The 12,130-nt window shown below is 73.6% G+C and carries 7 protein-coding genes; 5 read left to right on the forward strand and 2 right to left on the reverse strand.

Annotation, left to right across the window (positions count from 1 at the left end; translation table 11 throughout):
• The first annotated feature begins 70 nt into the window (after window positions 1-70).
• Complete coding sequence (locus tag L1785_RS13410) at window positions 71-3,148, forward strand: AfsR/SARP family transcriptional regulator (protein ID WP_236089776.1); 3,078 nt, start codon at window positions 71-73, stop codon at window positions 3,146-3,148.
• 12 nt (window positions 3,149-3,160) lie between these two features.
• Here L1785_RS13410 and L1785_RS13415 read toward each other — a convergent pair whose 3' ends face one another.
• A complete protein-coding gene (locus L1785_RS13415) occupies window positions 3,161-5,956 on the reverse strand; it encodes a bifunctional acetate--CoA ligase family protein/GNAT family N-acetyltransferase (RefSeq protein WP_236089777.1) in 2,796 nt (931 codons plus the stop codon).
• Window positions 5,957-6,037: 81 nt separating this feature from the next.
• Here L1785_RS13415 and nhaC point away from each other — a divergent pair, with 81 nt between their 5' ends.
• On the forward strand, window positions 6,038-7,516 hold the full coding sequence (gene nhaC / locus L1785_RS13420; protein WP_268915256.1) for a Na+/H+ antiporter NhaC: 1,479 nt from the start codon (window positions 6,038-6,040) through the stop codon (window positions 7,514-7,516).
• A 111-nt stretch (window positions 7,517-7,627) separates the two neighbouring features.
• On the forward strand, window positions 7,628-10,111 hold the full coding sequence (locus L1785_RS13425; RefSeq protein ID WP_236089779.1) for a DNA gyrase/topoisomerase IV subunit A: 2,484 nt from the start codon (window positions 7,628-7,630) through the stop codon (window positions 10,109-10,111).
• 48 nt (window positions 10,112-10,159) lie between these two features.
• On the opposite strand, the gene L1785_RS13430 is transcribed toward L1785_RS13425, so the two are convergent.
• Entirely contained in the window at window positions 10,160-10,882 is a 723-nt protein-coding gene (locus L1785_RS13430; RefSeq protein WP_236089780.1) for an alpha/beta fold hydrolase, read from the reverse strand.
• 282 nt (window positions 10,883-11,164) lie between these two features.
• Between L1785_RS13430 and L1785_RS13435 the strand changes: the two genes are divergently transcribed.
• Together L1785_RS13435 and L1785_RS13440 are read left to right on the forward strand one after the other, a co-directional pair.
• A complete protein-coding gene (locus L1785_RS13435; protein WP_236089781.1) occupies window positions 11,165-11,596 on the forward strand; it encodes a GNAT family N-acetyltransferase in 432 nt (143 codons plus the stop codon).
• Window positions 11,593-12,120 (forward strand): O-acetyl-ADP-ribose deacetylase, encoded by a 528-nt coding sequence (locus L1785_RS13440; RefSeq protein ID WP_236089782.1) that lies wholly within the window; start codon window positions 11,593-11,595, stop codon window positions 12,118-12,120. Before L1785_RS13435 ends, L1785_RS13440 begins: the two co-directional genes overlap by 4 nt.
• Window positions 12,121-12,130 lie beyond the last annotated feature (10 nt).

Here is a 12,130-nt window from a genome sequence, read left to right on the forward strand (position 1 = left end):
CGTGCATCACCCCGCCTCTGGCCGTCTCCCTTAACCTGGGCATCTGACCCGGGGGGCGTGGATGGGGTTCATGCGGTTTCAGCTGCTCGGTCACGTGTCGGCCGAGAGCGAGCGGGGGCAGGTCCGGCTCGGTTCGGCGCGTCAACGGACCGTGCTGGCGGCGCTGCTGGTCGAGCTGGGCGTACCGGTCTCGCTCGAGCTGCTGATCGACAAGGTGTGGGGCGCGACGCCGCCACGCAGCGCCCGGCAGACCCTGCACAGCTACCTGTCGCGGCTACGGTCCGTGCTCGACGACGAGGGCGGGCCGGCGCTGGACCACCGGTCGGGCGGTTATGTTCTCGATGCCGACGAGTCCGCGGTGGACCTGCACCGCTTCCGTGCGCTCGTGGCGCGGGCCAGGCGAGCGGACGACGCCGACGCCGCGGCCCTGTGGCAGGACGCGCTGAGCCTGTGGCGAGGCCGACCGTTCGCCGACCTGGACAGCGAATGGCTACGGTCGGTCGCTGTCACGCTCGAGGCAGAACGGCAGGCGGCCGTCCTCGACCACAACGACGTGCTGTTGCGCCGCGGGGAGCACGCCCGTCTGCTGCCCTCGGTCGCCGAGGCCGCGCTTGAGAGCCCGCTCGACGAACGTCTGGCCGGGCAGCTGATGCTCGCGCTGTACCGCTGCGACCGGCAGGCCGACGCGCTGGCGCACTACCGCCTGGTCCGGGAGCGGCTGGCCGATGAGCTCGGCAGCGATCCCGGTCCGGCGCTGCGCGAGCTGCACCAGGGGATCCTGCGGCACCACCAGGAGCTTGCCGCGCCGGCCACGGCGTCGCCGACCGTCGGCGCGCCGGCTGGAGCAGACGGCGACGCGGTGGACGACCCGGTCACGGCTGAACGGCCGTATCGGCCGGCGCAGCTCCCCCTCGACGCGGCCGGTTTCACCGGCCGCTCCGACGACCTGCGGCGCCTCGACGACCTGCTGTCCGACGCTTCGGCCGACCGCGCACGACGGGAGGTCGTGGTCACCGCGATCAGCGGTACTGCCGGGGTGGGCAAGACCGCGCTCGCGGTGCACTGGGCCCACCAGGTAGCCGACCGGTTTCCCGACGGGCAGCTGTACGTGAACCTGCGCGGCTACGACCCGGACCAGCCGCTGCGGCCCACCGATGCGCTCGCCCGGTTCCTGACCGCGCTGGGCGTGGCAGAGCGGGACATCCCCCTGGACAGCGACGAGCGAGCCGCCCGGTACCGCAGCGAGCTGGCCGGGCGCCGGATGCTGATCGTGCTGGACAACGCCGGCAGCGTGGCCCAGGTACGGCCCCTGCTCCCCGGCAGCGGCACATCGCTGGTCGTGGTCACGAGCCGGGACAGCCTCGCCGGGCTCGTCGCCGTGCACGGCGCCTACCAGGTCGACCTCGACCTGCTACCCCCCGCCGAAGCGGTCGGCCTGCTGCACCGGCTGATCGGCGAACGGGTCACGGCGGAGCCACAGGCCGCCGCGACGCTCGCCGACCAGTGCGCCCGGCTCCCCCTGGCACTGCGGGTCGCGGCCGTGCTCGCGACCTCACGACCGGACAGCCCCCTGGCCGACGTCGTGGCCGAGCTGGCCGACCGGCAGGCGCGGCTCGAGCTGCTCGACCCCGGCGGCGACCCCTACGCGGCCGTGCACGCCGTGCTCTCCTGGTCGATCCAGCACCTGCCCGAACACGCCGCCCGCACGTTCCGGCGGCTCGGCCTGCACCCCGGCCCCGACCTGGACCCCTACGCGGCCGCAGCCCTGACCGGCACGGAACCCAACACCGCCCGCCGCGTCCTGGAGCTGCTCGTCAACGCCCACCTGCTCCACCGCACCGGCCCCGGCCGCTACGGCATGCACGACCTGCTGCGCGCCTACGCCACCCACCTGACGGCCACCCAGGACACCGACGAAGACCGCGAAACAGCGGAGGAACGGCTCCTCGACTACTACCAGGCGGCGGCGGTCTCCGCGATGAGCGCCCAGCACCCGGCCGAGCCGTTCTATCGATCAGATGCCGCCACCGCAGGCGTCGCGATCCCCGACCTGAGCGGGTCGGACACAGCTCGCGGCTGGCTGGAGGCCGAACGGTTGTGCGTCCTGGCGATCGCGGAGCACGCCGCCGACGCTGGCAGGTCCGGCTACGTGGTCCGGCTCGCTCGGACCCTGCACCGCTACGTGAGCGACATCCACCTCACCGACATGCTGACGATCAACGGCCACGCCCTGCGCGCGTCCGAGCGCGCGGGCGACCAGGTCGGTCAGGCCCACGCACTTCGCCAGCTCGGCGTGGGCTACACGCGGGTGGGCCAGCACGAGACGGCCGCCGAGCACGACCGGCGGGCGTTGGCTCTGTTCCGACAGGCCGGCGACCCGGTGGGCGAGGCCCTCACGCTGACCAACCTCGGCTTCATCAACTATCAGCGTGGCGACCACAAGGACGCGCTCGACGGCTTCCGCCAGGCGATCGCCTTGTCGCGGCAGGCCGGCGACCCGGTGGGCGAGGCGTACGCGCTGAACAGCCTTGGACTGGTCGAGGCACGGCTGGGCGACCATGCCAGATCCGTCGAGATCCACCATCAGGCCCTCGCGATCTACCAGGAGCTCGGGTTCCGGGACAGCCAGGCCGTCACGTTGAACAACCTCGCCAACGCCGAGCTGCGACGGAAGCGATACCCATTGGCCGCCGAACACCTGCGCCAGGCGTTGGAGATCCTCGAGGACCTGGGCAGCCACCGCGGCAGGGCCCACACCCTGGACACGCTCGGCACCCTGCACCTCCACCTCAAGGAACCAGGGCCGGCGACCAAGTGCTTCCAGCAGGCGCTCGTCCAATTCCGCCGGATCGGTGACCGCAACGGCCAGGCCTGGTCGACCAACGGCCTCGGCGAGGCCGCCCTGCTCACTGGCGACGCGGCCGCCGCCCTGACCCTGCACACCGACGCACTCGCCATCGCCACCGAGTCTGGCCCCCGGCACCAGCAAGCCCGCGCCCATGCCGGAATCGGCCACGCACGGCACGCCATGGGCGAACTCGACCTGGCCCGGACTCACTACGAACGCGCCTACGTCATCTACACCGAGCTCGACATGCCCGACGCCGAGGATGTGCGTGCCCAGATGGAGAAGGCGTCAGTGGCGTGAAGACCGTCGGCCTCAGCCCGGCAGGGCGCGGCGCAGCGGGTCCGCGCGGCGCTCGGCCGGGCGCAGCCGCACGACGGCGTGCAGCACGGACGCGCCGCGCTCGGCGGCGACCACCGGGTACAGCTCCAGGCTCGCGAGCTCCGGCAGGTCGTCCGCCATGACGGACACGCGCGCCAGCACGTCCTCCAGCGCCGCCACGTCCGCGACCGGTGCGCCCTGGTAGCCGAACAGGCGCGGCGCGGCGCGCACCCCACGAACCATTCCCGCGACGTCGACGTCCGTCAGCGGGGGCACGCCGTGCGTCACGTCGTCGAGCAGGTCCGACGCGTCACCCGCCAGCCCGAACGACACCACCGGCCCGAACAGCTCGTCCTCGACGGACCGCACCACGCAGGCGACGCCTGAGGGCACCATGCGCTGCACCTCCAGCACGGGGTCCATCCCCGGCAGCAGGGCCGCTGCCGCCTCCTGCATCCGCGCCACGTCGTCGCGGAGCTCCTCCGGAGCGGCGATGTCGAGGCGCACGCCACCCAGGTCGGTCCGGTGCCGCAGCACCGGTGACGCGATCTTGAGCGCCACCGGCCAGCCCAGCTCCTCGGCGACGGCGACCGCCTCGTCCGCTCCCCGCACCGGCCGCGACTCCACCAGGGCGATCCCGTAGCAGGCGAGCAGCTCGGCCGTCGCGGCCGCGTCGAGCAGCACGCCCTCATGCCCGCCCGGGCCACGGTCGCCTCCGGCCCGGGCGAGTGCCGCCTCGACGAGCGTGTGCGCCCGGGCGCGCCAGACGCCGTCGGGCAGCTGGTCCGCGCCTGCGGGGCCGAGCGGCGGGCGGACCGGGGTGCCGTGGTCCTGGGTACGCCAACGCGCGTAGCGCGCGACCGCCCCGAGCGCCGACACCGCGTCCTCAGGCGTGGAGAACGCGGGGATGCGGACCTCGCGTCCCTCCGGGGTGGCGGCGGCGAGCTCGTCCGGCATGCCGTGCAGGCCCAGCACGCTCGCCACCGTCGTGCGGCCGGCGACGGCCGCCGCCGCGGCGACCGCCCGGGCGACCGCTCCCCCGCGCGCGTGCACCACCGGCACGTCGACCACCACGACCGCGTCGCACGCGTCCGGCGCGTACAGGGCGTCGACGGCGCGGGCCACCTGCTCGTCGGTCGCGTCGGGCGCGAGGTACGCCGACACGGCCCGGACCTCCAGGCCCGCGGCACCGCACGCCTCGGCGACCAGGGTGACGAGCGACTCCGAGCTGGCCAGGATCCCGACCCGCGAGCCGGCCGGCAGCGGCTGGTGCGCCAGCACCTGCGCGACGTCCATGAGCTGGTGCGTGTTCTCCGCGCGGATCACGCCGGACTGCCGCAGCACCTCGTCCACCATGCGCCGCGGCGCCCGGGTGGCCCGCACCGCGTGACCCGGCGGGACCACGTGCCCCGACCGGCCCGCGACGACCACGACCACCGGCTTCGCGGCGGCCAGCCGCCGGGCGACGCGCGAGAACTTGCGCGGGTTGCCGAGGGACTCGAGGTAGAGGCACACCACCTCGGTCTGCGGGTCGTCGTGCCAGAACTGCATGAGGTCGTTGCCCGAGACGTCCGCCCGGTGCCCTGCCGAGACCAGGGACGACGCGCCCAGGCCGCGGCGCTGCAGCGTCGCGGCGATCGTCACGGCCGCCGGAGCCGACTGGCAGAACAGGCCGATGGTGCCCGGCGCCGGGGCGTGCTCGGCCAGGCTCGCGCGCAGGCGTGCGCCCGGCGTGTTCGTCAGCAGTCCGAAGCTCGCCGGACCCACCACGCGCATCCCCGACCCGTGCGCGGCGCGCAACAGGTCGCGCTGCCGCGCCAGGCCGTCTGGCCCCTCCTCCGCGTAACCCGCCGACAGCACGACGACGCCCCGCGCACCCCGTGCGGCGACGTCGCGCACCGCGTCGATCGCCCGGTCAGGAGGGACGGCGAGCAGGGCGAGGTCCACCTCGCCGACGTCGTCCCAGCCGCTCGCGACGGTGACGTGGTCGGCACCGGGCGCGCGGCCGGCGTCGAGCACGACGAGCTGCGTGTCACCCGGGTCCTGCTCCGCCGCGGAGAGCACGCGTTCCGCGAGGAGCCCGTCCATGGTGCCCGCGCCCTCTGGGCCCGGCCCGACGAGGAGGACCCGCCGGGCGCCCAGCAGGCCCTGCATCGACCGCGCCTCCGCGCGGTGCTCCCGGTCCGCCATGACCTCACGGGAGCGCTCCGTCGGGTCGAGGTCGACGGACACGGTGACGACGCCGTCGTCCACGTGCTGCTCCACCACGTAGCCCGCCTCGCGGAACACTGCCAGCATCGCGCGGTTCTGCGGCAGCACCTCCGCCACGAACCGGCGGACGCCCCGCTCGCGCGCGGCCGCGGCGATGTGCTCGAGGAGGACCGAGCCCAGGCCGCGGCCCTGCATCGCGTCCGCGACGTTGAACGCGACCTCCGCGGTGCCGTCCTCCACGACGTCGTACCGGGCGACGCCCAGGACGTCCTCGGGGCCGTCGGTCCCGTCGGCCCGGCGGGCGGGGCGAACGGCGACGATCGCCGCGCGCCGGACGTGGTCGACGGTGACGAACTGGTGCAGCATCCGCTCGGGAAGCCGCTCGAGCGCCGCGAAGAAGCGGAAGTACGTGGACCGCTCCGACTGCGCCATCTGGAACCGCTGGAGCGCGTCGGCGTCGTCGGGGCGGATCGGGCGCAGGTGCGTGGTGGACCCGTCGCGCAGCACGACGTCGGCCTCCCACTCCTCGGGGTACGGCACACCGACGTGGCCGACCACCACCCGCTCCGCCTCGTCCACAGGCTCAGGCTAGCGAGGTCCGCGGCGACGGCGGCAGGTTCCGGACGCGACGAGGACAGGGTGACGTGGCACTGTGGGCGGATGGAGGGGGACGAGCCACGAGCCCGCACGGAACGGACACCCTCCGTGATCGACGCCGTCGTCCCCGTGGTCGTGCTCGCCGTCCTCATCGCCGGGGCGATCGCGCTCTTCGGCCTCGACGCTCTCGACGGCCCCGTCCAGGCCGCCCTCGTGCTCTGTTGCATGGTCGCCGCACTGATCGGGATGAAGAACGGGCACCGCTGGTCCGCGGTGCAGGAGGCCGGGCAGCGCTCCCTGGCGTCGATCAGCTCGGCGGTGTTCATCCTGCTCGCCGTCGGGGCGCTCATCGCCACGTGGAGCATGGCCGGCACCATCCCCACGCTGGTCAGCTACGGCATCCAGGTCCTCTCCCCGACGTGGTACTACGCGGCGACGGCGATCATCTGCGGGGTCGTCGCGATGTCCATCGGGAGCTCATGGACCACCGCGGGGACGATCGGCGTCGGCCTGACGGGGATCGCCGTCGTCCTCGGCGTCTCGCCGGCGATCACGGCCGGCGCCGTCATCTCCGGCGCGTACCTCGGCGACAAGCTGTCCCCGTTGTCCGAGACGACCGTCCTGAGCGCACAGCTCGTGAAGATCGACCTCTACGAGCACATCAAGCGGCAGGCGTGGACCTCCCTCCCGGCGTTCGGGATCGCGCTGGCCGTCTTCCTGGTGCTGGGCCTGGTCCACGTCGGCGACCGGAGCGCGACGGCGGACGCCGACGTCGACCTCAGGGCGCTCGACCAGATCTTCAACATCGGGCCGCTCACGCTGCTGCCCCTCGTGCTGCTCGTCTTCCTGTCGGTGCGCCGAGCGCCGGCGTCCCTCTCGATCGCGGGCTCGGCGCTGTTCGCCGGGCTGCTCGCCCTCGTGCTCCAGCCCGATATCGTGCGCGACTTCGCCGGCGACCGCGGACCGGTCCGCACCCAGGTGGAGGCGATCTGGCGGGCGATCGCCACCGGCTTCTCCATCGACTCGGGGAACGCGGACGTCGACCAGCTGCTGTCCCGCGGTGGCATGGCCGGCATGCTGCTCACGCTCTGGCTCATCATCGGTGCCGTCACGTTCGGCACGCTCCTCGAGGAGCTCGGCCTGACGGCGCCGCTGATCGACCCGCTCGTCCGGTCCGCCCGCACCACCGGGCGTCTCTTCCTGGCGGTCTTCGCGACCGCTTTCGGGCTCAACATCGTCGCCGGCGACCAGTACCTCGCCCTCGTCCTGCCCGGCCGGGTCTTCCGGGCCGAGTTCGCCCGACGCGGGCTCGCGCCGTCGAACCTCTCCCGGCTGGTCAGTGACTGCGGCACCGTGACCTCACCGCTCGTGCCGTGGAACTCCTGCGGCGCGTTCATGAGCGCGGCGCTGGGCGTGTCCACGCTCCTGTACCTGCCGTTCTGCGTGTTCTGCATCGCCAGCCCGGTGCTCAGCCTCCTGTACGGCTTCACCGGCTTCAAGGTCGAGCGCGTCCCGGCCGGCCAGGACGAGCCGGTGTCCTGACGGGCGGCCGTGGCCCGCCTGCCCGCCCTGTGGCGATCGCGGGGAGCGTCGGTTGCTGGCGGTACTGTGTGGCTCGACCGGTCCCGTCCCACCTCAGGAGCCCCCGACACGATGTCGCGCAAGCCGCAGGCCGAGCCGCTCGAACCGAGCGAGATCCACGAGAAGGTCGTGGACATCGACGTCTCGGCGGAGATGGAGTCCTCGTTCCTCGAGTACGCCTACTCCGTCATCTACTCGCGCGCGCTGCCTGACGCGCGGGACGGCCTCAAGCCCGTGCAGCGGCGAATCCTGTACATGATGGCGGACATGGGGCTGCGCCCCGACCGCGCGCACGTGAAGTCGTCGCGCGTCGTCGGCGAGGTCATGGGCAAGCTGCACCCCCATGGCGACGCGGCGATCTACGACGCGCTGGTGCGCCTCGCGCAGGACTTCTCGCTGCGCCTGCCGCTGGTGGACGGGCACGGCAACTTCGGCTCGCTCGACGACGGGCCGGCCGCCCCCCGCTACACCGAGGCACGCCTGGCGGCGCCGTCGGTCGCGATGACGGCGAGCCTCGACGAGGACGTCGTCGACTACGTGCCGAACTACGACAACAAGCTGCTGCAGCCGGAGGTGCTGCCGGCCGCGATCCCGAACCTGCTGGTGAACGGCGCCTCGGGCATCGCGGTGGGCATGGCGACCAACATGCCGCCGCACAACCTCGTCGAGGTCGTCGCCGCGGCGCAGCACCTCGTGAAGCACCCCGACGCCGGCCTGGAGGACGTGCTGCGGTTCGTGCCCGGGCCGGACCTGCCCACCGGCGGCAAGATCGTGGGCCTCGAGGGCGTGCGGGACGCCTACCGCACCGGGCGCGGGACGTTCCGCACCCGCGCGACCGCCCGCGTCGAGAACATCACGCCCCGCCGCAAGGGCATCGTCGTGACGGAGCTGCCGTACCTGGTGGGCCCGGAGAAGGTCCTCGAGAAGATCGCCGAGGGCGTCAAGAACAAGAAGATCCAGGGCGTCACGAACGTCCAGGACCTCACGGACCGCCAGCACGGGCTGCGCGTCGTGATCGAGGTCAAGACCGGCTTCGACCCGGACGCGGTGCTCGAGCAGCTCTACCGCGTCACGCCGCTCGAGGAGTCGTTCGGCATCAACAACGTCACGCTGGTCGACGGGCAGCCCCGCACGCTCGGGCTCGTGGAGCTGCTGCGCGTCTGGGTCGAGCACCGCATCAAGGTGGTGCGCCGCCGGTCCGAGTTCCGACTGGCCAAGCGCCGCGAGCGGCTGCACCTCGTCGAGGGCCTGCTCCTCGCGATCGTCGACATCGACGAGGTCATCCAGGTGATCCGCGCGTCCGACGACGCCGCCGCGGCGAAGGAGCGCCTCATCGGCGTCTTCGACCTGTCGGACCCGCAGGCGACCTACATCCTCGACCTGCAGCTGCGCCGCCTGACCCGGTTCTCCCGCATCGAGCTGGAGAAGGAGCAGGAGCAGCTCCAGCGGGAGATCGCCGAGCTGGAGGAGATCCTCGGCACGGACGCGAGCCTGCGCCGCGTGGTCTCCGCCGAGATGACCGATGTCGCCCGCACGTACGGGACCCCGCGGCGCACGGTGCTGCTCGACTCGGCGGGCGGCTCGGTGGGCTCGGCCGCGCCGGCGCCGGCCGGCAAGGGCGCTGTGCGCCCGCCCATCTCGCTCGAGATCGCCGACGCGCCGACGCGCGTGCTGCTCTCGGCCACCGGCCTCCTCGCCCGGCTGTCCGACGACGCGCCCCCCGCGCGCGAGGGCAACCGTGCGGCGCACGACGCGCTGCTGGGCTCCTGCCCGACGACGACGCGCGGCGAGATCGCCCTCGTGACGTCCGCCGGGAGGGCGCTGCGCGTGCCCGTCCTGGAGCTGCCGGCCCTGCCGCCGGTCGACGGCGCCCCGTCGCTGTCCGGCGGGCTGCCGGTCTCCGAGCTCGTCGAGCTGTCGCCCGGCGAGAAGGTGATCTCGGTGATGTCGCTCGCGGCCGGCGCGCCGACGCTGGCGCTCGGCACCGCGGGCGGCGTCGTCAAGCGGGTGTCGGCCGGCGACGTGCCGACCACCGCCGACGAGTGGGACGTCATCGGCCTCAGGGCGGGCGACGTCGTCGTCGGGGCCGCCGCAGTGGCGGACGACGACGAGCTCGTGTTCGTGTCGTCCGACTCGTCGCTGCTGCGCTTCCCCGCATCGTCCGTGCGGCCCCAGGGCCGCGCCGCCGGCGGCATGGCGGGCATCAAGCTGGCAGAAGGGCACCGCGTCGTGTTCTTCGGCGCCGTGCCCGCCGCGACGAAGGACGCGTCGGCCGTCGTGACCGTCGCGGGGTCGAGCGACGCCCTGCCGGGAGTTGACCAGGGCACCGTGAAGGTCTCGCCGTTCGAGCTCTACCCCGGCAAGGGCCGCGCGACCGGCGGCGTCCGGGCGCAGCGGTTCCTCCGGGGCGAGGACAGCCTGGTCCTCGCGTGGGTGGGCGCTGCCCCGCCGCGCGCCGTGGGCGCCGGCGGCCAGCCCGTCGAGCTGCCCGCACCGGACGCGCGCCGCGACGGCTCCGGGACCCCGCTGCCGGCCCCGGTGGCGGCGATCGGCTGAGGCGCCGGCACGAGCCGGGCGCGTTCCGCGCGCCCGGCCGCCCGGGGCTCAGGTCCGGTCCACCGCCTTGAGGATCGCCTGGGCCAGGTCAGCCGGCCGCGTGAACATCGGCCAGTGGCCGGTGGGCAGGTCAACGAATTCGTAGTCCCGCAGGGTCGCGAGCTCGGCCACCCACGGCGCGCCCTGGTCGAGGAAGTCCTGGTACATCGCGGACGGGGAGTCGTACTTCTCGGAGTAGTACTCCGACGCGATGATCGTGGACGGCACGTCCCGGCGGCGGTCGTCGGTCAGGTGCTGCGGGTCGAAGAACACGCCCCTCGGCTCGGGGATGGAGCGTGCACGGAACTGTGCCCGCAGCTCGTCGGTGAGGTCCACGAGGTCCGGCTCGTCGAACTGCGACCAGTCCGGCAGCGGCACGTCGCCGTTCACCACCGGCACCTCGTCGTTGACGACGCCGCCCTCGCCGAGCGGCCCGGCGTCGACGTAGACGACGCGGGCGATGCGATCCGGGCGCCGGTCCGTCACCGCGTACGCGATCGCGCCGCCCGCCGAGTGGCCGACCAGGACGACCTTGCCCTCGAGCGCGTCCACGAGGGCGACGACGGCGTCGACGTGGTCCGCGAGCCCGATCCCGGACCGGTCCGCGTCAGCCAGCTCCTTGCCCGGCAGCGTCACCGGGTGCGTGGTGTGGCCGGCGGCCTCGAGGGTCGGGACGATGTCATCCCACGCGGACGCATCCAGCCAGGCACCAGGGATGAGGATGATGTCCATGCGTCGACGCTAGCCCGTCGGCAATGGTTCGCAACGGCGTCTCGCGACCACCGCCAGGTCGGCGGACGCCAGCTCGAGGGCCTCCTCGGGTCCGACGTTCAAGATGTGCAAGGGCGTCGGCCGCGGCGTCGTCGCGCACGGGGGCGTCGTCGCGCAGCACGAGCAGCACCGCGGTGTACCGGTCGAACTCCACGTGGCCTCCTGCCCCAGGGCCGCCGGCCCTGGCGACACGCACCCAGGCCATGGCCTCGCCATCGACGCCGGCTGTGGTTCGATCACAGCATGGCCCAGCCCTTCCCCGACGCCACGTACGAGTTCTCCGCCGACCCCGCCCGGGTCGACGCGGCCCGCGCCCACCAGCTGATCTCCGAGCACTCCTACTGGGCGCCGGGACGGCCGCGCGAGGTCCAGGACGCGGCGATCGTGGGCTCACGCAACTACGGCGTCTACCACAGCGCGACGGGCGAGCAGGTTGCGTACGCACGCGTGGTGACCGACGGCGCCACGTTCGCCTGGCTGTGCGACGTCATCGTCGACCCCGCCCATCGGGGTCAGGGCATCGGCAAGCTCCTCGTGGGTGGCGTGACCGCGGACCTCGAGCCCCTGGGCCTGCGCCGCACCGTGCTGGCGACCGCCGACGCTCACGGCCTGTACGCGAAGTTCGGCTTCGCGCCGCTCGTCGAGGACAACACGTGGATGGAGCGCCGGCCATGATGGTCACGGCCGAGCTCGGGGACATCACGCGCGTCGAGGTCGACGCGATCGTCAACGCCGCGAACTCGCTGCTCCTGGGCGGCGGCGGGGTGGACGGCGCCATCCACGCAGCGGCCGGCCCGCGCCTGCTGGAGGCCTGCCGACGCCTGCGGAACACGACGCACCGGGACGGCCTGGCCGTCGGCGACGCGGTCGTCACGCCGGCCTTCGACCTGCCCGCACGCTGGGTGATCCACACGGTCGGCCCGAACCGCCACCGCGGCGAGGACGACCCGGCCCTCCTCGCGTCGTGCTTCACGCGCTCGCTCGACCTCGCCGCGAAGCTCGGCGCCGGCTCGGTCGCCTTCCCGGCGATCAGCGCGGGCGCCTACGGCTGGCTGCCCGACGACGTCGCGCGCACCGCGGTCCGGGCAGTCCTGTCGTGGACCGCTCCCCCGGGCAAGGAGGGACCCGACGACGTCCGGTTCGTCCTGTTCGGAAAGCAGCTGCTCGGTGCCTTCGAGAGGGCCCTCGCGGGCCCCTGAGCCGACACCG

This window comes from Antribacter soli (assembly GCF_021568775.1).
Lineage (GTDB): Bacteria > Actinomycetota > Actinomycetes > Actinomycetales > Cellulomonadaceae > Antribacter > Antribacter soli.